The 24,241-nt window shown below is 73.4% G+C and carries 22 protein-coding genes; 6 read left to right on the forward strand and 16 right to left on the reverse strand.

Annotated features, from left to right (window positions below; genetic code table 11):
- Window positions 1-118: 118 nt before the first annotated feature.
- Both ACWCRA_RS05690 and ACWCRA_RS05695 read right to left on the reverse strand, forming a co-directional pair.
- Window positions 119-2,338 carry an NADP-dependent isocitrate dehydrogenase gene (locus tag ACWCRA_RS05690; RefSeq protein WP_351559778.1) on the reverse strand — a complete coding sequence of 740 codons (2,220 nt, stop codon included), beginning with the start codon at window positions 2,336-2,338 and terminating at the stop codon, window positions 119-121.
- A gap of 159 nt (window positions 2,339-2,497) precedes the next feature.
- Complete coding sequence (locus ACWCRA_RS05695; RefSeq protein WP_451066905.1) at window positions 2,498-3,283, reverse strand: hypothetical protein; 786 nt, start codon at window positions 3,281-3,283, stop codon at window positions 2,498-2,500.
- A gap of 129 nt (window positions 3,284-3,412) precedes the next feature.
- On the opposite strand from ACWCRA_RS05695, the gene ACWCRA_RS05700 reads away from it, so the two are divergent.
- Window positions 3,413-3,871, forward strand: a complete 459-nt coding sequence (locus tag ACWCRA_RS05700) for a carboxymuconolactone decarboxylase family protein (RefSeq protein ID WP_351559774.1) — start codon at window positions 3,413-3,415, stop codon at window positions 3,869-3,871.
- 70 nt (window positions 3,872-3,941) lie between these two features.
- Here ACWCRA_RS05700 and ACWCRA_RS05705 read toward each other — a convergent pair whose 3' ends face one another.
- Window positions 3,942-5,123, reverse strand: coding sequence for an MFS transporter (locus tag ACWCRA_RS05705; RefSeq protein WP_451066906.1), 1,182 nt, complete (start codon window positions 5,121-5,123; stop codon window positions 3,942-3,944).
- 56 nt (window positions 5,124-5,179) lie between these two features.
- Between ACWCRA_RS05705 and ACWCRA_RS05710 the strand changes: the two genes are divergently transcribed.
- Window positions 5,180-5,764 (forward strand): CGNR zinc finger domain-containing protein, encoded by a 585-nt coding sequence (locus tag ACWCRA_RS05710; RefSeq protein ID WP_451066907.1) that lies wholly within the window; start codon window positions 5,180-5,182, stop codon window positions 5,762-5,764.
- Window positions 5,765-6,196: 432 nt separating this feature from the next.
- On the opposite strand, the gene ACWCRA_RS05715 is transcribed toward ACWCRA_RS05710, so the two are convergent.
- Together ACWCRA_RS05715 and ACWCRA_RS05720 are read right to left on the reverse strand one after the other, a co-directional pair.
- Window positions 6,197-6,772 (reverse strand): histidine phosphatase family protein, encoded by a 576-nt coding sequence (locus ACWCRA_RS05715; protein ID WP_351559734.1) that lies wholly within the window; start codon window positions 6,770-6,772, stop codon window positions 6,197-6,199.
- 73 nt (window positions 6,773-6,845) lie between these two features.
- Entirely contained in the window at window positions 6,846-8,336 is a 1,491-nt protein-coding gene (locus tag ACWCRA_RS05720; protein ID WP_351559732.1) for an aminotransferase-like domain-containing protein, read from the reverse strand.
- Between ACWCRA_RS05720 and ACWCRA_RS05725 the strand changes: the two genes are divergently transcribed.
- Both ACWCRA_RS05725 and ACWCRA_RS05730 read left to right on the forward strand, forming a co-directional pair.
- Window positions 8,335-9,249: a DMT family transporter gene (locus tag ACWCRA_RS05725; protein WP_351559730.1), complete on the forward strand. Its 915-nt coding sequence runs from the start codon at window positions 8,335-8,337 to the stop codon at window positions 9,247-9,249. The two genes, ACWCRA_RS05720 and ACWCRA_RS05725, sit on opposite strands and share 2 nt — an antisense overlap.
- Before the next feature lie 209 nt (window positions 9,250-9,458).
- The gene (locus ACWCRA_RS05730; protein WP_351559728.1) at window positions 9,459-9,650 is read left to right on the forward strand and encodes a DUF1918 domain-containing protein; all 192 of its coding nucleotides are present in this window, start codon (window positions 9,459-9,461) and stop codon (window positions 9,648-9,650) included.
- 70 nt (window positions 9,651-9,720) lie between these two features.
- On the opposite strand, the gene ACWCRA_RS05735 is transcribed toward ACWCRA_RS05730, so the two are convergent.
- Complete coding sequence (locus ACWCRA_RS05735) at window positions 9,721-10,971, reverse strand: glycoside hydrolase family 10 protein (protein WP_351559726.1); 1,251 nt, start codon at window positions 10,969-10,971, stop codon at window positions 9,721-9,723.
- A gap of 170 nt (window positions 10,972-11,141) precedes the next feature.
- On the opposite strand from ACWCRA_RS05735, the gene ACWCRA_RS05740 reads away from it, so the two are divergent.
- Window positions 11,142-12,002 (forward strand): 3-hydroxybutyryl-CoA dehydrogenase, encoded by an 861-nt coding sequence (locus ACWCRA_RS05740; RefSeq protein WP_351559724.1) that lies wholly within the window; start codon window positions 11,142-11,144, stop codon window positions 12,000-12,002.
- Between the two features lie 31 nt (window positions 12,003-12,033).
- Here the strand turns inward: ACWCRA_RS05740 and ACWCRA_RS05745 are convergent, their stop codons facing one another.
- The 9 genes from ACWCRA_RS05745 to infC form a co-directional block, all read right to left on the reverse strand.
- Window positions 12,034-12,564 carry an NUDIX domain-containing protein gene (locus ACWCRA_RS05745; protein ID WP_351559722.1) on the reverse strand — a complete coding sequence of 177 codons (531 nt, stop codon included), beginning with the start codon at window positions 12,562-12,564 and terminating at the stop codon, window positions 12,034-12,036.
- 263 nt (window positions 12,565-12,827) lie between these two features.
- Complete coding sequence (locus ACWCRA_RS05750; RefSeq protein ID WP_351555130.1) at window positions 12,828-14,165, reverse strand: transcriptional regulator; 1,338 nt, start codon at window positions 14,163-14,165, stop codon at window positions 12,828-12,830.
- A gap of 481 nt (window positions 14,166-14,646) precedes the next feature.
- The gene (pheT, locus tag ACWCRA_RS05755) at window positions 14,647-17,175 is read right to left on the reverse strand and encodes a phenylalanine--tRNA ligase subunit beta (protein WP_351555127.1); all 2,529 of its coding nucleotides are present in this window, start codon (window positions 17,173-17,175) and stop codon (window positions 14,647-14,649) included.
- A complete protein-coding gene (gene pheS, locus ACWCRA_RS05760; protein ID WP_351555124.1) occupies window positions 17,175-18,296 on the reverse strand; it encodes a phenylalanine--tRNA ligase subunit alpha in 1,122 nt (373 codons plus the stop codon). Before pheS ends, pheT begins: the two co-directional genes overlap by 1 nt.
- Window positions 18,297-18,509: 213 nt before the next feature.
- Entirely contained in the window at window positions 18,510-19,631 is a 1,122-nt protein-coding gene (locus tag ACWCRA_RS05765; RefSeq protein WP_351555121.1) for a sensor histidine kinase, read from the reverse strand.
- 140 nt (window positions 19,632-19,771) lie between these two features.
- Window positions 19,772-20,608, reverse strand: a complete 837-nt coding sequence (locus ACWCRA_RS05770; RefSeq protein WP_351555118.1) for a TrmH family RNA methyltransferase — start codon at window positions 20,606-20,608, stop codon at window positions 19,772-19,774.
- 229 nt (window positions 20,609-20,837) lie between these two features.
- A complete protein-coding gene (gene rplT, locus ACWCRA_RS05775; RefSeq protein ID WP_351555115.1) occupies window positions 20,838-21,224 on the reverse strand; it encodes a 50S ribosomal protein L20 in 387 nt (128 codons plus the stop codon).
- 118 nt (window positions 21,225-21,342) lie between these two features.
- Window positions 21,343-21,537, reverse strand: coding sequence for a 50S ribosomal protein L35 (gene rpmI, locus ACWCRA_RS05780; RefSeq protein ID WP_250920741.1), 195 nt, complete (start codon window positions 21,535-21,537; stop codon window positions 21,343-21,345).
- A gap of 127 nt (window positions 21,538-21,664) precedes the next feature.
- Window positions 21,665-22,285: a translation initiation factor IF-3 gene (infC, locus tag ACWCRA_RS05785; RefSeq protein ID WP_351555148.1), complete on the reverse strand. Its 621-nt coding sequence runs from the start codon at window positions 22,283-22,285 to the stop codon at window positions 21,665-21,667.
- A gap of 376 nt (window positions 22,286-22,661) precedes the next feature.
- Here infC and ACWCRA_RS05790 point away from each other — a divergent pair, with 376 nt between their 5' ends.
- Window positions 22,662-23,042, forward strand: a complete 381-nt coding sequence (locus ACWCRA_RS05790) for a DUF1844 domain-containing protein (protein WP_351555112.1) — start codon at window positions 22,662-22,664, stop codon at window positions 23,040-23,042.
- 21 nt (window positions 23,043-23,063) lie between these two features.
- On the opposite strand, the gene ACWCRA_RS05795 is transcribed toward ACWCRA_RS05790, so the two are convergent.
- Window positions 23,064-23,798, reverse strand: coding sequence for an SseB family protein (locus ACWCRA_RS05795; RefSeq protein ID WP_351555109.1), 735 nt, complete (start codon window positions 23,796-23,798; stop codon window positions 23,064-23,066).
- Window positions 23,799-24,241 lie beyond the last annotated feature (443 nt).

Raw genomic sequence — 24,241 nt, forward strand, 5'->3', positions numbered from 1 at the left:
GCCCCGGCCGGAGGGAACTCCGGCCGGGGCGCGGCGCACGGCGTTGGTGCGCCGGGTTCCCGGGATCCGGGCAGTCTCTTTCGGATCGTGCCGGGACGCGCCGGGGGGGGGGAACTCCCTAGCCGAGGATCGACAGCGCCTGGTTGAACGCGGCGGACGGGCGCATGGCCGCGGACGCCTTGGCGGCGTCCGGCCGGTAGTAGCCGCCGATGTCGACCGGGGAGCCCTGGACCGCGATCAGCTCGGCCACGATGGTCTCCTCCTGCTCGGCGAGCGTCTTGGCGAGCGGCGCGAACGCCTCCGCGAGCTGCGCGTCGCCGGTCTGCTTCGCCAGCTCCTGCGCCCAGTACAGCGCGAGGTAGAAGTGGCTGCCGCGGTTGTCGATGCCACCGAGGCGGCGGCTGGGCGACTTGTCCTCGTTGAGGAAGGTCGCCGTCGCGCGGTCGAGGGTGTCCGCGAGGACCTGGGCGCGGGCGTTGCCGGTGGTCTGCGCGAGGTGCTCGAAGCTGACCGCGAGGGCGAGGAACTCGCCCAGGCTGTCCCAGCGCAGGTAGTTCTCCTTGACGAGCTGCTGGACGTGCTTGGGCGCGGAGCCGCCGGCACCGGTCTCGAAGAGTCCGCCACCGTTCATCAGCGGCACGACGGAGAGCATCTTGGCGCTGGTGCCCAGCTCCAGGATCGGGAACAGGTCCGTGAGGTAGTCACGGAGCACATTGCCGGTGACGGAGATGGTGTCCTCGCCGCGGCGAATCCGCTCCAGGGAGAAGGTGATCGCGTCGACCGGGTTCCTGATCTCGATCTGGAGGCCCTCGGTGTCGTGCTCGGGCAGGTTGGCCCGGACCTTGCCGATGAGGCTCGCGTCGTGCGCGCGGGTCTCGTCCAGCCAGAAGACCGCCGGGACACCGGTCGCGCGGGCGCGGGTGACCGCGAGCTTGACCCAGTCCTTGATCGGGGCGTCCTTGGTCTGGCACATGCGCCAGATGTCGCCGGCGCTCACGGCGTGCTCCAGCACGGCCTCGCCCGCGCCGTCGAGGACCCGCACGGTGCCCGTGGCGGGGATCTCGAAGGTCTTGTCGTGGCTGCCGTACTCCTCGGCCTTCTGGGCCATCAGACCGACGTTGGGCACCGAGCCCATCGTGGCGGGGTCGTACGCGCCGTTCGCCCGGCAGTCGTCGATGACGGCCTGGTAGATCCCGGCGTAGCTGCTGTCGGGGATGACGGCGAGGGTGTCGGCCTCCTGGCCGTCCGGGCCCCACATGTGGCCGGAGGTGCGGATCATGGCCGGCATGGAGGCGTCGACGATGACATCGCTGGGGACGTGGAGGTTGGTGATGCCCTTGTCCGAGTCGACCATCGCGAGCGCGGGGCCGTCGGCCAGCTCGGCCTCGAAGGACGCCTTGATCGCGGCGCCGTCGGCGAGCGAGTCGAGGCCCTTGAGGATGCCGCCGAGCCCGTCGTTGGGGCTCAGTCCGGCCGCGGCGAGCGCCTCGCCGTGCTCGGCGAAGGTCTTCGGGAAGAAGACGCGCACCACATGGCCGAAGATGATCGGGTCGGAGACCTTCATCATGGTGGCCTTGAGGTGGACGGAGAAGAGCACGCCCTCGGCCTTGGCGCGGGCGACCTGCGCGGCCAGGAACTCGCGCAGCACCGCGACCCGCATGACGGAGGCGTCGACGACCTCGCCCGCGAGGACCGGTACCGACTCGCGCAGCACGGTGGTGCTGCCGTCGTCCCCGGCCAGCTCGATCCGGAGGGTGCCGGCCTCGGCGACGACCGCGGACTTCTCGGTGGAGCGGAAGTCGTCGGCGGTCATGTGCGCGACGTTCGTCCTGGACTCGGGGGTCCAGGCGCCCATGCGGTGCGGGTGGTTCCGGGCGTAGTTCTTGACCGAGGCGGGGGCGCGGCGGTCGGAGTTGCCCTCGCGCAGCACCGGGTTGACGGCGCTGCCCTTGACCTTGTCGTACCGGGCGCGGACGTCGCGGTCCTCGTCGGTCTTCGGGTCGTCCGGGTAGTCCGGGAGCGCGTAGCCCTGCTCCTGGAGCTCGGCGATGGCCGCCTTGAGCTGCGGGATGGACGCCGAGATGTTCGGCAGCTTGATGATGTTGGCGCCGGGGGTCTTGGCCAGCTCGCCCAGCTCGGCGAGCGCGTCGTCGATGCGCCGGCTCTCCTCGAGACGCTCGGGGAAGCTCGCGATGATCCGCCCCGAGAGGGAGATGTCACGGCTCTCGACCCTGATCCCGGCGGTCGAGGCGTAGGCCTCGACCACGGGCAGGAACGAGTGCGTGGCCAGGGCTGGGGCCTCGTCGGTGTGCGTATAGATGATGGTCGAGTCAGTCACCGGGTGCTCCGCTCCACGTCTGCAACATTGCTCGACATCAAGATATCCCGTGTGCGGGTCCCTCTCGAAAGGGCCCTCCCTCCCGGGCGGTGGAGCCGGGCCGTGCGACGGGTCCGGCGGCGCGGCGGGAGCCCCCGGGCAGGACGAGGGGCCGGGGGCTCAGGACTCGACGACGACGTCCACGGGGGTCCGGTCGGCCAGAAAGCGGACGGCGGGCCAGTGGCCCTCCGGGAAGGCGTCCTCGCCGAGGTCCTCGTAGTGCAGCTCGAAGCCGCCCGAGCGGAGGAGGACCAGGCTGGTGGGGACGGTCCCGGCGAGGAAGCGGGCCCGCTCGCCGGCGGACTCCGTGCCGTCGGCGCCCCACTCCCACAGAAAGGCGGTCCCCGCGCGCCGGACGCCGTCGAAGGAGTCCAGCAGCGAGCGGAGGTGGGGCATCAGGGCGGCGGCCTTCTCCGGTCCCGCGCTGTCGAAGCCCACCGACAGCTCCTGGCCGGCCGCGGTGACCGTGGCCTCCCCGCCGCCGTCGAGACCGGGCGCGCGGCGGCCGCCGACCGGCAGGAGGTGGGTGGCGAGGAACGCCTCCTCGCGGTGGCTCTCGTACGCGGGGTCGTGCTCCGGGCCGATCAGCCTGACATGCCGGGCGAACTGGTCCGGGGTGCCGCGCACGGTACGGCCGCCGGGGCCGGTCAGGACGTACTCCCCGCCCTCCTCGGCGAGGGCGCGCACCCGGAAGGAGCGGGGCAGCGGCACGGTGCGGACCATCCCCCCGCCGTTCGGACCGGCGAGGGCGAGGGTGGCGCGCTGGGTTTCGCCGGCGGTGTTCTCCACCAGGAGCACGCTCGACAGCGCGGGGACGGCACACAGCAGACCGGTGGGTCCGGCGAGGGCGCGGAGCCGGCCGTCGTCCCCGTTCAGCGCGGCGGTGAAGAGTTCGAGAGCGTGCATGGGCGCGGCCTTCCCCGGTCGGATCGGCGCCGGCGGTCGGAAGTCGCCGGCGCGCGCTGTCACATTCTCCCGCCGGGAAACGTCAGAGAAGTGGAAGCGATCATCGAACGGCTCTAACAGGAGAACGCTGTGACAGCACGCATGAAGAACCCGGCACTGGTCTTCCCCACCGTCTACCCGGCGATCCTGGAGGCGATCAGGGCGGCGAAGGAGGAGGGCGGGGTCGAGCCGCTCACCCTGCACCTGGTCCACCAGCGGGCCAGCCAGATCAACGGATGCAGCTACTGCCTGGTCGGGGCGTATCCGCTGGCGAAGAAGGACGGCGAGACCGATGAGCGGCTGAACGCGGTGGCCGCCTGGCGCGACACCCCCTTCTTCACCGAAGCGGAGCGGGCCGCGCTGCGGCTGGCGGAGTCCATGACCCGGCTGAGCGACCAGTCGGACGCGGTGCCGGACGATGTCTGGGACGAGGTGGCCGACCACTACGACGAGAAGCAGATCGCGTCGCTCGTCCTGATGATCAGCCTGACCAACTTCTTCAACCGGATCAATGTGACGACCCGGCAGCCGGCGGGCGGGAGCTGGTAGGTCTTTCGTGTGGATCGGGCTGGATCAGTGAGCGGGGTCGGGTCCACACGGAAGGCCCCGGGTCCGGGGGTCATCGGCGGGGCCGGAGGGCGGCGCAGAGGGCCGCGAGCAGCTGGACGCCCGCGGCGGTGAGCAGCGCGCCGGCCGGCGACCGCTGTGCCAGCGGCCCCGCGATGGCCGCGCCGGCGGCGAAGCCGGTGAGCTTGAGGCTCGCGCCGGTGGTGAAGATCTGGGCGCGCAGGTGATCGGGCGCCTCCCGGTGCCGGATCGCGAACACCGCGGTGAGCTGCGGTCCCTCGCCCAGACCCGCGAGGACGACCGCCGCGAGCAGCGGGAGCGGGGCGCCCGTCGCGGCGAGTGCCATCGCGGCGGCGAGCAGCAGGGGGCAGAGCGCGACGGCGGTGTCCGGGGGCAGCAGGGCGGGCCGGCGGGCGAGCAGCGCGTTGGCGGCCAGGGCCACCGCGGCCACCCCGGAGAGCAGCAGCACTCCGGGCCCGGCGCCGCCGAGCACCCGCTCCCCGAGCAGCGGGGTGCAGGCGACGAAGATGCCCTCGGCGGCGCAGGACACGGTGGAGGCCGCCGTGGCACGGGCGAGGGGGCGGCTCCGCACGATGGCCCGGAACCCGGCCGCCACCTCGCGCGGGAGCCCCGGCGGGCGGGGGTCCCGCGCCGGGTGGCCCGGGACCGGTGCGGCCCCGCGCGGGAGGCGGAGGGCGGAGGGGAGCGCCAGACAGATCAGGGCGACGGCCGCCGCCACCCCCGCACGCGCTCCCGCGAGCTGGGCGAGGACTCCGGCGAGGGCCGGGCCCGCCAGGCTCGCGGCGTTGAAGGTGAGGGCGTCGAGGGCGTTGGCGCGGGGGAGGGCGGCCGGGGGGACCACGTCCGGGAGCCGGGCGGTCCAGCCGCCGGCCGGGGCGGGGGCGAGGAGGCCCGCGGCGACGGCGACGAGGACGGCCGCTTCCAGCGGGGCGCGGCCGAGGCAGAGCAGGACGGCGCCCAGCGCCAGCGCGTACCCGGCGAGGGCCGAGGCGAGCAGCCGGCCCGGGGCCGGGGATCTGTCGAGCAGTACGCCGATGAGCGGGCCGCCCACCGCGGCGGCGGCCGTCATCCCGGCGAGCAGCGCCGAGGCCGGTGCGGCCGATCCCGTGAGGGCGGCTCCCGCCAGGAGAAGGGCCGGGCCCGCCATCTCGTCGCCGGTGCGGGCGGCGGTGGCTCCCGCTGTGTAACCCCACAGGCCGTAACGCTTTCCCATCTCCAGGACGTTACTCAGGTAACTCAAATATGCGCCAGATGCGTTACATTCGCCTCATGGCAGCTCCTTCGGACCCTCCGGCCCCGGGCAGCGCGTGGTCCGCCCGGCACTCGGTCTCCGCCGTGGCCCGGCGCACCGCGGCCCTGATCAATGTGCTGACCGCCGAGACCGGTCCGCCGTCCCCCGCCGCGCTGGCGCGGGTGCTGCGCGAGCACGGGGAGGCGGGGGCTCCCGAGCCGGCCGAACGGGATGTCGCGGAGATGCGGGAGGCCGCCGTGCGGCTCCGCGAGGTCTTCGCGGCCGACGGGGTGGATGAGGCCGCCGCCCGCCTCAACGACCTGCTGCCCCGGAGCGCCGGGCGCCTCCGCCTGACCTCGCACCGGGGCGCGTCCCCCTGGCACCCCCATCTGGACGGCGACGACGACGCGCCCTGGGGGGAGTGGATGCTCGCTTCCTCGTGTCTGGCGCTGATGGTGCTGGTGTGGGATCGGCAGCGGGGGCCCGGTGGGGTGTGTGCGGCGGCGGCCTGCGGGAATGTGTTTCTGGTTCAGGGGGGTGGGCCGGGGCGCCGCTACTGCTCGCGCCGCTGCGCGACCCGCGAACGCGTCGCGGCCCACCGCCGCGCCCACCGCTCCCCCTGACCCGGCCCGCCTCTCCCCCGGATTGCCCCGCACCACCCGCCCCCTCCGCAGCGTGAGCGGCACCCTCTCACCCCTCTCCGCCACCTGAACCGCACCACCCGACCTCTCCGCCACCTGAACCGCACCACCCGACCCGTGGCTGAGCCGCACCACCCGGCCCCTCCGGCGTTTCAGCCACACACCCCCGGCCCCTCCAGCGGGCTGAGGCACGAAATCCAGCCCCTCCGGCGTTTGAGGAGCGGGGGTTCGGGGGCCGGCCCCCGACCGTGGCCCGCACTGTGCGGGGTCCTGTGGCACAGGGGCCGTCCTCAAGCTCCCCCAGAGCCGGCGGCTCTGAGAGCTGCCCCCAGACGGACCGGCACTCGGGCGGTGACGGGCTCGCGGCAGGGCGACGCGGAGGCAGCCCCGCCGGCGATGGAGGCGTGAGAGGGGTCAGGTCGGGGTCTCCAGGCGCAGGGTCCAGTAACCCGAGGTGCCCTGGAGGGTGAGAGTGGACAGGGGCCGCACCTCCACACTCCAGTACGCGTGCGGCGGAGCCTTCAGCGCGTACACCAGCGCAGCCCTCACCACCGACGGCTCCGCGACCGCCACCACCCACCCCCCTTCCCCCGCCGGCCGCGTATCCAGCCAGCCCCCCACCCTCCGGATGAACGCGAGCAGCGACTCCCCTCCGTGCGGCGTCGCGCGCGGATCGCTCAGCCAGGTGTCCACCGCCCCGGGGTCGACCGCCGCCACCTCCGCCAGGGTGAAGCCCCGCCAGCGGCCCATGTCGCAGTCGCGCAGCGCGGGCTGCGCCATGGGGGCGTAGCCGAGCGCCTGCGCGGTGGTCCGGCTGCGGGGCGTCGGGGAGCAGTAGCGGAGTTCGGCCGCGTTGAGCGGCAGCAGGGCGGGGGCGGCGAGCTGCACCTCGTACCAGCCGGTCCGGTCGAGGGACCGGTCGTCGCCGAAGCGCTCCGCGAGCAGGGAGGAACAGCGACCGGCGGCAACCAGCGTGATCCGGACACTCATGGCGAGATAGTGAGCCCCGGGCGCCGGGTGGTCAAGAGACAGAACGGTCCACTCCGCCCCGGCGAGCAGGGGTTCACCAGGAGTTTCCGGCGGCGTCACCCACCGCGGCCCCACCACTGCCCCACCGCCGGCCCAGCGCCTCGTCGGCCGCCGCCCGCAGCCTCCGCACCCCTTCGGCGATCTCCGACCCGCCCGCCACCCCGGCGAAGCTGATCCGCGCGTGGGCGGCCGGGGGCTCCGCGCTGAAGTACGGGCGGCCGGGCGCGATGGCCACTCCGGCGCGCAGGGCGGCGGAGTGCAGCACCGCCTCATCGGCGCCCTCGGGCAGCCGCAGCCAGAGGTGGAAGCCCCCGGACGGGACGTACGGCAGGGCGAGTTCGGGCAGCCGGAGCCCGAGAGCGGCGGTCATGGCGCGGCGCCGGGTGGTCAGCTCGGCCGCCACCGACCGCAGATGCCGTGCCCAGGCGGGCGATCCGACCAGTTCGAGCGCGGCTTCCTGGAGCGGCCGGGAGACGAAGAAGTTGTCCACCACATGGATGGCGCGCAGCCGCTCCAGCACCGGCCCGCGCGCCGCGAGCATCCCCACGCGCAGGCTGGGCGAGGTCGCCTTGGTCAGCGAGCCGACATGGACCACCACCCCGTCGCGGTCGTCCGCGGCGAGCGGCTCCGGGAGCGGGCCCGCGTCCTCGTGGGCGAGCCTGCGGGCGAAGTCGTCCTCGACGACGAAGGCCCCGGCCTCGCGGGCGATGCGCAGCACCTCTGGGCGCCGCTCGGCGGAGAGCACCGCTCCGGTGGGGTTCTGGTAGAGCGGCTGGCAGACGAAGACCCGCGCGCCGGTGGCGCGGAACGCCTCGGCGAGCAGTTCGGTGCGGACCCCCTGGGCGTCCACGGGGACGGGCACGGGCCGCAGCCCCGCCGAGCGGGCGATGGCGAGCATCCCGGGATAGGTGGGGGATTCGACCAGAAGGGGCGCGCCGGGCGGGGCGAGCGCGCGCAGGGCCGCGGTCAGGGCGGACTGCCCGCCGGCCGTCACCAGCACATCGGCGGGCGCGAGGGTGCCGCCGAGCCCCCGGGCGAACCATTCGCGCAGTTCGGGGAGGCCCTCCGATGGCGGCCTCCCCCAGGCCCCCGGCCTGCGCCCGGCCCGCGCGAGGGCGGCGGCCATCGCCCGCTCCGGCTGGAGCGCGTGGTGCAGATAGCCGCCGTTGAACTCGATGACGCCCGGTGCCGGGGCGGCGAGCGTGACCAGCACCCCGGAGGCGTCGACGGTGCGCGGCACGGCGTCGGCGGAGGGGTCGGCGCTCAGCGCCACCTCCTGCCAGGAGGTGTCCCCGGGGACGGGCGTGCGGTCGCGGCCCTCGGCCCGGAAGGCACCGGCGCCGGGGCGGGTGACGACGAGGCCCTCGGCGGTGAGCCGGGCCAGGGCGCGGGAGACGGTCACCGGGGAGACCCGGAAGCGCTCCACCAGCGCTCGACTCGACGGCAGCTTTCCACCATGGGGATAGCGGTCCAGCTCATTTCTCAGCACCGCTGCCAGTTCGGCCACACTGCTACGCTCATGCATGACAGCACAGGATAGCGCTACTCTCCCTTCTCCGATAGCGGTCACCGGCCGCCCAGCGGCCCTGAGCGGCACCCTGGTCGCCGCGCTGGGAGTCGTCGCCTTCTCGCTCACCTTCCCGGCCACGGCCTGGGGTCTGGAGTCCTTCGGCCCCTGGTCGCTGGTGTCGGTGCGCGGCACACTCGCCGCGCTGGTCGCGGGCGGCGTGCTGCTGGCGCTGCGGGTGCGGCTGCCGGAGCGCCGCCACTGGGGCTCTCTCGCGGTGGTCTGCGCGGGTGTGGTCGTGGGCTTCCCGCTGCTGACCACCCTCGCCCTCGAAACCTCCACCACCTCCCACGCCGCCGTGGTGGTGGGGCTGCTGCCGCTGGCCACCGCGGGCTGCGCGGCCGTCCGCACCGGCCGGCGCCCCTCCCCCGCCTTCTGGCTGGCGGCGGTGGCCGGGGCGGCGGTGGTGGTCGTGTTCACGGTGGCGGAGAGCGGCGGCCGGTTCCGGAGCGGGGATCTGTATCTCCTCGGGGCGCTGCTGGTGTGCGCGGCGGGCTACACCGAGGGCGGGCGGCTGGCCCGTGAGATCCCGGGGTGGCAGGTGGCGGGCTGGTCCCTCGTCCTGTGTCTGCCGCTCTCCCTGGCGGGCTCGGCGGTGGCCCTGGCTCTGGAGCCGGTGCGGCTGACGGCCCAGGGCGTGACCGGTCTGGTCTGGGTGGCGACTGTCTCGTCCTTCTTCGGGCTGTACGTCTGGTACCGGGGCATGGCCGCGATCGGCATCGCCCGGGCGAGCCAGCTCCAGCTCGCGCAGCCGCTGCTGACGCTGGTGTGGTCGGTGGCGCTGCTCGGCGAGCGGCTCTCCCCGGCCGCGCCGCTCGCCGCCGGCGGGGTGCTGCTGTGCATCGCGGTCACCCAGCGCGCCCGCAGCTGAGCCGCCCGCCCCGGAGCGGCCGGCCCCCGCCGGGCGCCGGACGGGCCCCGAGCACGGGCCCCGTCCGGGTGCCGCCCCCGAACGGCGCGGGCCCATCCCGGGGCCGGCGCCGGCCCCGGGGGCGGCGGCGCGGATGCGCGTCGCGGACCCCGCCGTAGACTCGGAACCACGGACCACCGCCTTCGATGAGGTCGAGGAGGTCGATCCCGATGCGGGCACAGGTGGGCGATCAGCTGCTGGTGCACGGCAGGACCGTGGGGCAGCACGACCGGGTCGCCGAGGTTGTCGAGGTGCTGGGGCCGGAAGGCGCTCCTCCGTTCCGGGTCCGTTTCGAGGACGGGCACGAGACGGTGATGTCGCCGGGCCCCGACTGTGTGATCAGGCCGCACGAGCCCGTCTGACGGACCCGGGCGCCGCCCCCGCGACACCACGGCCGCCCGGCCGGAGGTCTCTCCGGCCGGGCGGCCCCGCCTACCCTCTCCGCCGTCGCGCGGCGTCCCGGTAGTGGTCGGCGACCACACGCGCCATCGCGCCGTTGCGGTCGGCCCCGACCTCCTTGGCGGAGAAGAAGCAGTGCCCGCGCACTCCGCCGTAGTCGCGGGTGAGTGTCAGATGCCGGGACAGCTCGGCCGGGTCCTGCCAGGGCTCGGGCTGGGCGGGGTCGCCCGCCTTGTAGAGGGCCTCGCCGATGACGAGGTCGACGCCCGTGCCCCGTACCAGCTCGTTCCACCAGGGCACCAGCTTGGCGTAGTCGGCGGCGCCGAAGCCGATGTGCCAGTAGATCTGCGGGATCACATGGTCGATCCAGCCCTGCCGGACCCATGTGCGGGTGTCGGCGTGCAGATCGTCGTAGGTCTGGACCCCGGCCCGGGTGTCCGAGCCGCGCGGGTCGGTGGAGCGGTTGCGCCAGACCGCGAAGGGGCTGATCCCGAACCGGACGCCCGCCCGGGTCTCCTTGATCCGCGCGGACATCTCCCGTACCAGCCGGTCGATGTTGTCGCGGCGCCAGGCCGCCCGGTCGGCGAAGCCCGAGCCGTACCGGGCGTAGGTCTCGCCGTCGTCGAAGCTCTGGCCCGCGACCGGGTAGGGGTAGAAGTAGTCATCGAAGTGGACGGCATCGATGTCATAGCGGCGTACGGCGTCGATCATCGCGTCCTGGACGAAGGCGCGGACCTCCGGGATGCCGGGGTTGTAGTAGAGCTTCCCGCCGTACGGCAGGACCCAGTCCGGGTGCTTGCGGGCCGGGTGGCTCTCGGCCAGCCGGGACGGGTCGGTGTGGGTGGCGACCCGGTAGGGGTTGAACCAGGCGTGCAGCTCCAGGCCGCGCCGGTGGGCCTCGGTCACGGCGGTGCCCAGCGGGTCCCAGCCGGGGTGCTTGCCCTGCGTACCGCTCAGATACTGCGACCACGGCTCGTGCGGCGACGGCCACAGCGCGTCGGCGGCGGGCCGGACCTGGAGGACGACGGTGTTCAGCCGGCGGTCGACGGCGGTGTCGAGGTGGGCGAGCAGCTCACGGCGCTGCTGATCGGCGCCGAGGCCCGCGCGGGAGGGCCAGTCGCGGTTGGTGATGGTCGCCAGCCACATCCCCCGGAAGTCCCGGTACGACGCGCGGCCCCCGGCCGGTGACCGCTCCGGGGCCGCGGCGGCGTCCCCCGTGACCGTCAGCCCGGCGAGTGCGCCCGCCGCCGTGGCCACAAACCCTCTTCTCCCGAAATGTGCCATATGCACCCTCGCCTCTCTCGGTCCCTGCCGACAGCATGCCCGCCCCTGGCCGTCATCCACGGCACCGCGCGGAGTAACGTGCGAGGGTCGCGGTCCCGCCGGTGAGCCCGGCGGGGCCGCCCCCGCACGACCAGCACTGGATCAGCGAAAGGCACGAGGTGACGGACTCAATGGCCGACATTGCACGCGTCGGAGTGGTGGGCTGTGGCCAGATGGGCGCGGGCATCGCGGAGGTGTGCGCGCGCAGCGGGCTGGAGGTGAAGGTCGCCGAGACCACGGGCGAGGCCCTGGAGATCGGCCGGACCCGGCTCTACAACTCACTCGCGAAGGCCGCCGAGCGCGGCAAGATCACCGAGATGGAGCGGGACGCCACGCTGGAGCGGCTCAGCTTCACCACTGACCTCGGGGAGTTCGCCGACCGCGATCTCGTCATCGAGGCCGTCGTGGAGAACGAGCAGGTCAAGACCGAGATCTTCCAGGTGCTCGACCAGGTGGTCACCCGCCGCGACGCGATTCTCGCCTCCAACACCTCCTCGATCCCCCTGGTGAAGCTGGCCGTCGCGACCTCCCGGCCCGACCAGGTCATCGGCATCCACTTCTTCAACCCGGCCCCGGTCCAGCGGCTGGTGGAGCTGATCCCGGCGCTCACCACCTCCGAGGAGACCGTGCTGCGCGCCGAGGCCGTGGTGGAGAAGGTCCTCGGCAAGCACCCCATCCGCGCCCAGGACCGCTCGGGCTTCGTGGTGAACGCCCTCCTCATCCCGTATCTGCTCTCGGCGATCCGGATGTTCGAGTCGGGGATCGCCAGCCGCGAGGACATCGACAACGGCATGGAGCTGGGCTGCGCCCATCCGATGGGCCCGCTGAAGCTCGCCGACCTCATCGGTCTGGACACGGTCGCGTCGGTGGCGGACTCGATGTACAGCGAGTACAAGGAGCAGCTGTACGCCGCTCCCCCGCTGCTCCAGCGGATGGTGGACGCGGGGCGCCTCGGCCGCAAGACGGGCGCGGGCTTCTACCCGTACTCCTGACCCCGCCGGGCGCCCCGGCGCCACGGCCGGCTCAGCCGAGCCGCAGATGGTGGAGCATCAGCAGCCCGGCCGCCATATTGGCGGCCGGGACCTCACCGCGGGCGATCATGTCGGGCACCAGTTTGAGCGGAATCCACTCCCGGCGCGAGGACTCGAAGTCGTCCTCGGGGTGACCGGTCCAGACGGCCGAATCGGACCAGTAGAGGTGGTGGCGGGCGTCGGTGAGTCCGTTCGACGGCTCGACGCACATCAGCGGCTGGAGGGGACCCGGGCGCCACCCGGTCTCCTCCTCCATCTCCCGGGCCGCCGCCGCCGCGATGTCCTCGCCGTCCTCGACCACCCCGGCGGCCAGCTCCCACCCCCAGCTGTCCGTGATGAAACGGTGCCGCCACAGCAGCAGCACCTCATTGGCGTCGTTGACGGCGGTGGCGACCGCGACCGGGCGCATCCGTATCACGAAGTGGTCCAGCCGTCGGCCGTCCGGTAGAGCGACATCGGCCAGATTGACGCTGAACCAGCGGTTCTCATACACATTTTGTTCGTTCAAGTTCGTCCACTGCACGTTCTGGGCCACCTTTCGACCAGTAGGTGGCAACATCGCAGCAGCGGCCGGAGGGTCGGAAAAGCCATCCGCCGGGCATCCGGCGGGCGTCCTTCGGGCATCCGGCGGGCACGCGGCGGGCGTCCTTCGGGCCTCCTCCGGGCGCCCCACCGGGCAGCCCGCGCACGGCACCCCGGCCGGGCGGAGGGCGGAGCCCCGGCGCACCCGGCGCACCCGGCGCGGCTCGGCCGGGAGGACAGCCGGCCGAGCCGCGCCACCGGCGGTCAGAGCGGCACGCGCAGCGCCCCGTCGATCAGCTCCGTCGCCTCCGCCGCCCGGGCGGAGCCACTCGCCACCAGATACTCGCGCACCGCGCGCAGCCGGTCCCGCAGCCGCTGCGACTCCATCCCCCGCACCTGCTCGGCCATCTCCCCGGCCGTCCCCGCCGCCCGGTCGGCCTCGCCCTGCCGCAGCTCGATCTGGCAGAGCATGGCGAGCCGGTGCACCCGGCCCCGGTCGTGCGCGGGCACGCCCACGGCCGCCGTCGCGTGCTCATGGGCGGCGCGCAGATCCCCCAGGCTGAGCAGCGCCTCGGCGGCCTGCACATTGACCAGCCCCGGCTGCACATAGCCGGTCTCGTCCGGCTCGTGCACCGGACGAATCCGCTCCGCCTCCTGCTCCGCCCGCCGGATACAGCCCAGCGCGGCCCCGCCGTCGCCGAGATGGGCGTACGCCTTGGCCTGCATGGCGTGCAGATCGGCGGCGAGCGCCGGAGTGATCCGGCCGCCGGAGGCCCGCAGCGCGGCCTCCGCGAAGGCCACCGCCTGCCGGTACTCGGCCATGAAGAGCGACTGGTTGACCAGCAGCGCGATCACATAGGCGCCGAGCCCCCGGTCCCCGCTGGCCTTCGCCAGGCGCAGCGCCTGGTGGAAGTAGCGCTGGGCCAGGCCGTGGGCGTCGGAGTCGTACGCGCAGATCCCGGCGACCGCGACCAGCCCGCCGGTCGCCCGGTGCAACTGCCGCCCCAGGGCGTCACTGTAGGTGCCGCGCAGCAGCGGCGCGGTCTCGGCGTTGAGGAATCCGACGATCCGGGCGCGGGTCGCCATGCCGCCCGCCCGTCGGTACATCAGCTCGTAGTGGGCGCGCGCGGCCCGCAGCATACCGATGTCGGCCGGTGAGACACGGTTCTTTCCGGTACGGGAGACATCGGCGTCCTCCGGGGGGTTCTCCCACTCCCAGACGGGCATCACGGCGGGCGTTCCGGTGACGGCGGGCGCCTCGATGATGTGGCGGCGCTGCTGTTCGTCGGAGCGCCAGAGGGCGGCGGCCCGCTCGACGAAACCGGAGAGCGGGGACGACGGGTCGGCGGTGTCGCCGGGGCTTCCGAGGCCGATGTCACCGAGGGTCAGAGCGCGCTGGAGCCGGCCGGCGAGCACCTCGCACAGCAGGTCGGGCACCTGGCCCCGGGGGCGCTGGCCCTTCAGCCACCGGGCCACGGCGGTGTGCTCGTACCGCAGGGCCAGCCCCCGGGCGCGACCGGCCTGGTTCACCCGGGCGGCCAGGCCCGCGTGGGAGAAACCCGCCTCGTCCAGCAGGGCGTCGAGCAGGGTGTTGGGCTGCATGGCCACTCCGGGGGCTCGGTCAGCTCAGCGTAGTGGACGGCACGCGCCGCGAGCGGCACTTCGCACGGGGTGTGAACGGAGTACCCCGACCGGGGCGGCGCGTGCTCTGCCGCCGTACCGGGCACGCGTGTTGACTGGAATGCCTCTCACAGAGGCGGCCGGACCACCGGGCTCCCCCTCGTATCAGTGCGGTGGTCGCCGTGAGCGCCGTCCGTCCTGCTGAACTGCCCGACACTCCGCGGCAGGACGGGCGGCGCCGGCCGCACCCGGCGGTCCTCCCGCCGCCTTCCGCCGCAACGACCCACGCTGCGAGCGGCCGGAGGACCGCCGACGGGTCCGGCGCGGTGTCACCCCACTCCGCGCCGGGCCCACCGGGGCCGTCGCGCGTCCAGTCGCGCGGCGGCCCCTTGCTGTCCGCTCCGGCGGGGAACACACAGGGGCGCGTCCGGAATCCGGACGCGCCCCTGTGCGGTGCGGTGGGTCAGGCTCCGCGGAGCACCGCTCCGGTCCGCTCGGCGGCGAGGGCCACGGCCGCGTCGCGCGCCGCCGTCGCCTCCTCCACCGTCAGCGTCCGGTCGGCGGCGCGGAAGCGCAGCGCGTAGGCGAGCGACTTCCGGCCGGTCCCGATCTGGTCACCGGTGAAGATGTCGAACAGCCGGATGGACTCCAGCAGTTCGCCGGCGCCGGCGGTGAGCGCGCTCTCCACGGCGGCGGCCGGGATCTCCGTGTCGACGACGAGCGCCACATCCTGGGTCGCCACCGGGAAACCGGAGATCCTCGGTGCGGTGAGCGCGGTGTCGCCGGCCCGCTCCACCAGGTCCAGGTTCAGCTCCATGGCGCAGGTGCGCGCGGGCAGACCCAGCGCCTTGATGACGCGCGGGTGCAGCTCACCGGCGTGTCCGGCCGGCGTCTTCACCCCGTCGACCGTGACATGGAGCGCGGCGCAGCGGCCGGGGTGCCACGGGCCGTACCGCCCCTGCTCGACGGTCAGCTCCGCGCCGGCCTCGGCGGCGACCACCCGGGCCGCCTCGATGGCGTCCGCCCAGTCGGCCGGGCGTCCGGCGCCCCACCAGCCGGAGCGCTCCCGGGAGCCGGTGAGGACGACCGCCGCGTGCCGGGGCTGCGCCGGCAGCGCGGTGTCGAGCGCGGCGATCTCCTCGTCGGTGGGCCTGCGGTCGGCGGGGAGGGACGGAGCGCGCCGTGCCTCGGCGGCCGGGTGGAAGACCAGCCCGGTCTCGAAGAGGGCGAGGTCGTGGCTGCCGCGCCCGGCGTTGCGGCGCAGCGCGCCCAGGAGACCGGGCAGCAGCGTGGTGCGCAGCGCCGGCTCCTCGTCGGAGAGCGGGTTGACCAGCCTGACCAGCCTGCGGGCGGGGTCGTCCGCGGGGAGGCCGAGCTGGTCGAGGACCTGCTCGCCGATGAAGGGGTAGTTCGGCGTCTCCACATAGCCGGCGCCGGCCAGCGCGCGGCCGGCCCGGCGGTGCAGCCGCTGCCGCTCGCTGAGCCCGCGCCCGGCCGGGGGCCGGGGCAGCGTGGAGGGCAGGTTCTCGTACCCCTCCAGCCGGATGACCTCCTCGGCGAGGTCGTTGGGCGCGGTGAGGTCGGGGCGCCACGAGGGGACGGTGACGACCAGCTCGTCCTGGCCGTAGACGTCGCAGCCGACCTCCTGGAGGCGGCGTACGACGGTCTCCCGGCCGTACTCCACACCGGCGACCCGGTCGGGGTGGCCGGCGGGGATCGCGATCGTGTGCGGCGCGGAGGGCGAGATGACCTGGGTGACACCGGCCTCGGCGGTGCCGCCGGCGAGCAGCACCAGCAGATCGACGGTGCGCTGCGCCGCGGCGGCCCCGGCCTGCGGGTCCACACCGCGCTCGAAGCGCCGGGACGCCTCGGAGGACAGCTTGTGGCGGCGCGCGGTGCGGGCGATGGCGACCGGGTCGAAGTGCGCGGCCTCGATGACCACCTCGGTGGTGCCCCGGACCGCACCGGTCTCCGGGTCGGGCTCGGCGTCGGCGATCTCGGTGTTGGCGCCGCCCATCACCCCGGCGAGGCCGATGGGCCCCCGGTTGTCGGTGATGACGAGGTCCTCGGCGTCCAGGGTGCGCTTGACGCCGTCGAGGGTGACGAGCTTCTCACCGGGCTCGGCGCGGCGGACCCCGATCGGTCCGTCGACGAGGGTGCGGTCGTAGGCGTGCAGCGGCTGCCCCAGCTCCAGCATCACGTAGTTGGTGATGTCGACGGCGAGCGAGATCGGGCGCATGCCCGCCTTCTGGAGGCGGCGGGTCAGCCAGATCGGGGAGCGGGCCTCGGGGTCGAGCCCGACGACGGTGCGCGCGGTGAAGCGGTCGCAGCCGACGGGGTCGGCGACCCGGACTCCGTAGCCGTGCGCGTTGGGTCCCGGCACGTCCAGCAGCGCGGGGTCGCGCAGCGGCAGCCCGTACGCGGTGGCGGTCTCGCGGGCGACACCGCGCAGCGAGAGGCAGTAGCCGCGGTCGGGGGTGACGGCGATGTCGAGGACCTCGTCGTACAGCTCGAGGAGCGCGGTGGCGTCGGTGCCGACCTCGTGCTCCGGCGGCAGCACGATGATGCCGTGGGTGCCGTCGTCGCCCATGCCCAGCTCGTCGGTGGAGCAGATCATGCCCCGGGACATCCGGCCGTACGTCTTGCGCTCGGCGATCTCGAAGTCGCCGGGGAGCACGGCGCCGGGCAGGGCCACGACGACCTTGTCACCGGCCCGGAAGTTCCGGGCGCCGCAGATGATCTCCTGCGGTTCACCGGTGCCGTTGGCCGCGCCCACGTCCACCAGACAGTGGCGGATGGGCTTCTTGAACTCGGTCAGCTCCTCGATGGAGCGGACCTGGCCGACCACGAGGGGGCCCGTGAGCCCGGCGCCGAGGGTCTCGACGGCCTCGACCTCCAGGCCGGCGGCGATGAGCCTGGTCTGTACGTCACGGCCGGTCTCCGTCGCCGGCAGGTCGACGTACTCCCGCAGCCATGAAAGCGGGACCCGCATCAGATCTCCATCCCGAACGGCCGGGTGAAACGGATGTCACCCTCGACCATGTCTCGCATGTCCTCGACGTTGTGGCGGAACATCAGCATCCGTTCGATGCCGAACCCGAAGGCGAATCCGCTGTACTTGCTCGCGTCCACACCGCAGGCGGTGAGGACCTTGGGGTTGACCATCCCGCAGCCGCCCAGCTCGATCCAGCCCTCGCTGGAGCAGGTGCGGCAGGGGCGGTCCGGGTTGCCGACGGACGCGCCGCGGCAGACGTAGCAGACCATGTCCATCTCGGCGGACGGCTCGGTGAAGGGGAAGAAGTTCGGCCGCAGCCGGGTCTTCATGCCCTCGCCGAAGAGCGCCTGCACCATGTGGTCCAGGGTGCCCTTGAGGTCGGCCATGGTCAGGCCCTCGTCGACGGCGAGCAGCTCGACCTGGTGGAAGACGGGGGTGTGGGTCGCGTCCAGCTCGTCGGTGCGGTAGACCCGGCCGGGGCAGATCACATAGACCGGGGGCTCGCGGTCGAGCAGGGAGCGGATCTGCACCGGCGAGGTGTGGGTGCGCAGCACCACACCGGAGTCGGCGGACCCGTCGGGGGCGGCCACGAAGAAGGTGTCCGCCTCGCCGCGCGCGGGGTGGTCGGGGCCGATGTTCAGCGCGTCGAAGTTGAACCACTCGGCCTCGGCCTCGGGGCCCTCGGCGACCTCGTAGCCCATGGCGACGAAGACGTCCTCGATGCGCTCCGAGAGCGTGGTGAGCGGGTGGCGGGCGCCGGCCGGGACCCGGTCGTACGGAAGGGTGACATCCACCGCCTCCTCGACCAGCACCCGGGCGTCGCGCTCGGCCTCCAGCTCGGCCTGGCGGGCGGCGAGGCCCTTGCTGACCGCGCCCCGGGCCTGGCCGACGCGCTTGCCGGCCTCGGCCTTGGCCTGCGGCGGGAGCGCCCCGATCTCACGGTTGGCGAGCGCGAGCGGCGAGGCACCGCCGGTGTGCGCGACCTTCTCGTGGGCGAGCGCTTCGAGGTCACCGGCGGCGGCGAAGGCCGCGAGCGCCTCGTCCCGCATGCGCTCGATCTCTTCCGGTTTCAGTGCCTCGACCTCGACAGGGTCGTACGACTTGTTCGGTGCCGACATCTCTTCCCGTGCTTCCGATTGGCTGGTGCTGCGCTGAGTGCTGCGTGTACCGGGGAACACCCCCGGACCGAGCCACCCCCGCGCGGCGGGGCGAGGGCGCGAAGGTGCCAAAGATTCAGTCTAAAGGGCACGCCGGGGGTACCGGTCCGGGGGACGGTGGCCCCGGTCCCGCCGCGCGGCCCGGTGCGGCGGGTGCGGGAGGCCCGTGGGGGCTCAGGCCAGATGCGCCGGAGTGCCCACGGGCAGGATAAACCGGAACTCGGCGCCGCCCCCGGGCCCGCGGCCGACGGTGATGGTGCCGCCGTGGGCCTCGACGATGCCCTTGACGATATAGAGGCCGAGGCCGGTGCCGCCGCGCTTGCTGCCCCGCCAGAAGCGGGTGAAGACGCGGCCCATCGACTCCTCGGGAATGCCGGGACCCTCGTCGCTCACGGTGACGGCCGTGCCTCTCTCGTCGTCCTTCGCCGCTGCCGGCGCCACCTCGATGGTGACGGTTCCGGCGCCGTGGCGCACCGCGTTTTCCAGGAGATTGCCGAGCACCTGATCGATCTTGTCGGGATCGGCCCACAGAACGGGCAGCTCGCGCCGGATGCGGACGAAGAAGCGGTCCGGGCTCTGGCCGCTCGCGGTGTGCGCCTGGACATGCCGTCCGACGGCCGCGGCGATGTCCACGGGCTGCCGGCGCACCTCCAGCCGGCCGGAGTCGATCCGGGAGATGTCGAGCAGCTCGGCGATCAGCCGGGTGACCCGGTTGGCGTCGGCGTCGACGGTCTCCAGCATCAGCCGCTTCTGGTCGTCGGTGAACCGCTCCCACTTGGCCAGCAGGGTCGCGGTGAAGCCCTTGACCGAGGTCAGCGGGGAGCGCAGCTCATGGGCGACGGTGGCGATCAGCTCGGCGTGGCTGCGCTCGTTGCGGCGGCGGGCCTCGGTGCCGCGGATGCTGATGACCAGCCGCCGTATCGGCCCGGTGGGGCGCTCGCGGACGTACCGCGCGGAGACCAGGACCTCGCGTCCGCCGGGGAGCAGCAGATTCCGCTCGGGCTGGCCGACACGGGTGGAGAGGCCGCCGTAGGGGTCGGTCAGGGCCCACCAGCGGCGGCCCTTGAGGTCCTCCAGCGGCAGTGCGCGCTCCAGGGTCTGTCCCAGGGCCCGGTCCCGGTCGACGGCGGTGATCCGGGCGGCTGCCGCGTTGAAGCAGATCACCCGGCCGGCCTCGTCGGCGACGACGAGGCCGTCGGGCAGGTCGTCGGGGTCGAGCCCGAACATTCCGGGGTCGCCGACAGGGCACAGCAAGGCCCCGTGTGTCTCCATGGGCCTGCTCGTCCCGACTGACATCCCCGTATCCCCACCTCTCGGCCGGCACTCCAGTGGGCCCCCGAGCCCGTCACCCTACTAGCTGGATGTGACCCTGCGGAGCCCCCGGGCGAGTGCTCCCCCCGAGTGAGCCCGGCGTGCCGTGGCCGATGCCCCGGCCTTCAGCGCGCGCCCCCGGCGCGCTGGGCGCGCGCCGACGCGTAGAGGCAAACGGCCGCGGCGGTCGCCAGGTTCAGGCTCTCGGCCCTTCCGTGGATCGGCACGCGCACCACGGCGTCGGCGAGGGCCCGGGTCTCCTCGGGCAGCCCCCAGGCCTCATTGCCGAAGATCCAGGCGGTGGGGCCGCCCATGGTGCCCGCGTCGAGTTCGGCGTCGAGGTCGTCCTCGCCCGCGCCGTCGGCGGCGAGCACCCGCACTCCGGCGCCCTTGAGGGCCCGTACGGCCTCCTCGACGGGGACGCCGACGGCGACCGGGAGGTGGAAGTGGGAGCCGACGGAGGCACGGACGGCCTTCGGGTTGTAGAGGTCGACAGAGGCGTCGGTGAGGACGACGGCGTCGGCTCCGGCGGCGTCCGCGCACCGCAGCACGGTGCCGGCGTTCCCGGGGTCGCGCACATGGGCGAGCACGGCGACGAGCCTCGGCCGGGCCGCGACCACGGCGTCGAAGGGGGTGTCCAGGAAGCGGCAGACGCCGACGAGGCCCTGCGGGGTGACGGTGGTGGAGATGTCGGCGATCACCGTCTCGTCCGCGAGATGGACCTGGGCGCCCGCGTCCCGGGCGGCTCCGATGATGTCCGCGTACCGCTCGGCGGCGTCCAGGGTGGTGAACAGCTCGACGAGGGTCGCCTCGCCGTCCGTGCGGTGTCCGGCGGCCTCCCGTACGGCCTGGGGGCCCTCGGCGAGAAACAGCCGCTCCTTGCCGCGGAAGTTCCGCCTCGCGAGCCGGCGGGCGGCGGCGACGCGGGAGGAACGCGGGGAGATCAACTCGGGGGCGGCCATGGGCTCACTTTCGTCTGCACGGGGTTCTTCGTTCCGGCGTGCGGCCGGGGACACGGTTCCAAGTGGTGGCCGGCGCCGGGGCCGGACACGGTCACGAGGGGGCCGCCCGGGCGGCGGGCCGGACCGGATCAGGAGAGGGCCGCCCGGGCGGCGGAAGCACTCGGACCCGCAGGCCAGTGGCCTGCGGGTCCGGAAAGCACATGCCTCGGCGGCTGCCTCAGCGCACGGCTCAGGCCGCGGCCTTCGGCGCGTTCACGTCGGCCGGCAGAGCCTTCTGCGCGACCTCGACCAGCGCGGCGAACGCGTTGGTGTCGTTGACGGCCAGCTCGGCCAGCATCTTGCGGTCCACCTCGATGTTGGCGGCCTTCAGACCCTGGATGAGGCGGTTGTACGTCATGCCGTTCTGGCGGGCGGCGGCGTTGATCCGCTGAATCCACAGCTGGCGGAAGTCGCCCTTGCGCTTCTTCCGGTCGTTGTAGTTGTAGACCAGGGAGTGGGTGACCTGCTCCTTGGCCTTGCGGTACAGGCGCGAGCGCTGACCGCGGTAGCCGCTGGCGGCCTCGAGGATTGCCCGGCGCTTCTTGTGGGCGTTGACTGCCCGCTTGACGCGTGCCACTTGTTAACTCCTTGTAGCGGGGCCGTGGTGGTACCCACACGGCCCGAATTCGATGAGGTCCCGGTCTCGACGTCGATCCGTCCCCGGCTCCGTCACCGGAGGCGGGAACAGAGGAACGTCACTTGCCGAGAAGCTTCTTGATCTTCTTGGCGTCGCCCGGAGCCATCTCCGCGTTGCCCGAGAGGCGTCGCGTCAGCGTGGACGGCTTGTGCTCGAGCAGGTGGCGCTTGCCGGCGCGCTCACGGAGCACCTTGCCGGTGCCGGTGATCTTGAAGCGCTTCTTGGAACCGCTGTGCGTCTTGTTCTTCGGCATAGCGCCGTTATCTCCTCGTCAGTGGCGCTCCCACCGGCACACGGGGTACCGGCATGCGTGCGGGAGCGTCAGATCTTGGTTTCTGAATCCGGGCGGGACCGGGGGCGCCTCACGGCAGCCCCTCGGGTCACCCCTCGGAGGGCGCCTCGGCGGGCGCGTCGGCCTGGGCCTTCGCGACCTCGCGGTCAGCCTTCCGTGCGGCCTGGGCCTCACGCGCCTCGGCCATGGCCTCGGTCTTCTTCTTGTGCGGGCCAAGAACCATGATCATGTTCCGGCCGTCCTGCTTCGGGTTCGACTCGATGAACCCGAGGTCCTCGACATCGGACGCGAGACGCTGGAGCAGGCGGTAGCCAAGCTCGGGGCGGGACTGCTCACGACCACGGAACATGATCGTGATCTTGACCTTGTCACCCTGCTTGAGGAACCGGACGACGTGACCCTTTTTGGTGTCGTAGTCGTGCGGGTCGATCTTCGGCCGGAGCTTCATCTCCTTGATGACCGTGTGCGCCTGGTTCTTGCGCGCCTCACGGGCCTTCATGGCCGACTCGTACTTGAACTTCCCGTAGTCCATGAGCTTGCACACGGGCGGCCGGGCGTTCGCCGCGACCTCGACCAGGTCAAGGTCGTACTCCTGTGCGAGCTCAAGGGCCTTGGCGAGCGGGACGATTCCGACCTGCTCGCCGCTGGGACCGACAAGCCGCACTTCCGGAACGCGAATCCGGTCGTTGATGCGGGGCTCGGCGCTGATGGATCCTCCTCGGTAGCACTACGCGACCGACTGGCAGGCAGCCGCGCAACGTCTGTTTGGTAAGACCAACCGCGCCGGAACATGAAAAATGCCCCGGACGGGACACAGGCGGCAGCTCCTCAAAACCGGAGCACCGCCGCGGCCAGCCGCGAGGCGCACATCGGGCGACTTCCATCGTCCGTACGGAACGATGGGCGCCACCTGACCGGTGACCCGCCGTCCCGGAGGTCGGTCGGGTGGGAGATCGGAGCCTCCACTTGTGGGCCGGACACAGATGCGTCCAGCCGGTCGTCACACAAGGTTAGCAGCTCCGCCGGGATGGGGCTAACCGGTGGCCCCGGCCGTGTCGCGCGGGGCGGGGCATATCGTGTGCGTCATGAGTGACGCGACCCCTGACACCGATTTCACCGGATCTCCGGATTCTCCCGACTTCGACGCCATGACCCGCGACATCGCCGAGGTCCCCGCCGTCGAAGTGATCGTCACGGTCGCGGTGAACCTGATGAGCGCTGCCGCCGTCAAGCTCGGGCTGACCGAGGAGGGCGAGGAGCACAAGGACCTGGACGAGGCCCGCAAACTGGTCCACGCGCTGGCGGGGCTGCTCGACGCGAGCACCACCGAGATCAGCTCCTTCCACGCGGCACCGCTGCGGGACGGCCTGAAGTCGCTCCAGCTCGCCTTCCGCGAGGCGTCGCTGGTGCCGGACCAGCCGGGGCAGGGGCCCGGCGAGAAGTACACCGGGCCCGTCTACGGCTGATCCGCCGCCGCGCGGACCGCGCTACCGCACGAAGAAGGGCTCGCCCGGAGCGGCGGCACCGGCCGGCAGCAGTGCCAGGTCGAGGCCCCGCACCAGGCGGGCCCTCAGCGCGTCATGGCCCGCGAGCGCCTCGGCGACCCGGTGGGCGTCCCGGGCCGGGACGGCGTCCGGGGCGAGCACCAGGGCGAGGGTCCCGTCCGCGTCCGCGCCGCCCGGGCCCAGATGGGCGCGGACCACGGCGGGCTCGGCGGCCAGGATCTCGCGCACGGCGTCCGTGACGGCGGGGTCGTCGAGCGGGTCCGTGCTGGTGCGGCCCTCGGCGAGGGCCCGCAGCGCGGGGCCGGTGAGCTGGTAGGTGACGGGGCCCGCGAGATCCAGTACGAGCGTGTCCGCCCGCTCGTGGGCGGCTGCCTGGAGGGCCTGGTGGAGGGGGACGGCGACGGGGCGGGCCTCCGGGTTCCAGCGGGCCAGGGAGGCGATGGAGGTGAAGGCGGGGAGGGCTCGGCGGGGGCCGGCGGTGAGGGTGGGGACGGCCATGTCGCTGGTCTTCTCCTGCGGGAGTCCGTTCGGCCCGATCTCGGTCTCGCCGAGGACGGCGACCACGGGGACGAGCAGGCGGGCGTCCCGGAGCGCCTCCAGCACCGGGGTCTCGGCGGTGCGGTCCGCGGCCCAGGTGGTGAGGGCTGCGGTGAGCCGGGGGTCGGCGGTGCCGTCGTCGTCGGGGAAACCGGGGTCCGGGATGTTCTTGAGCGCCACCCCTCGACCCTAATTCCTCCGCGGGTCCCGGCTGCCCCCGGGGGGGCTCGGTCTCTTGCCGCGAGCCTCGGCGCTCCGGGCGTGCCGAGGCACGAAATCCAGCCCCTCCGGCGTTTGAGGAGCGGGGGTTCGGGGGCTGGCCCCCGACCGTGGCCCGCGGGATGCGGGGTCCTGTGGCACAGAGTCCGTCCTCAAACGCCGGACAGGCTGAATTTGCTCGGGTTGCCCGTGGTGCGGGGTCCGTCCTCAAGCGCCGGACGGGCTGAAGATGCACAGGCGCGGGCACCTGTCGCACAGGGTCCGTCCTCAAACTCCCCCAGAGCTGCCTCTGGGAGGTGCCCCCAGACGGGCTGAATTTGCTCGGGTTGCCCGTGGTGCGGGGTCCGTCCTCAAACGCCGGACGGGCTGGGGTTGCTCGGGGCGCCTCCGAGAGGTGCCCCCGG

Source organism: Streptomyces sp. NPDC001889, assembly GCF_053594535.1.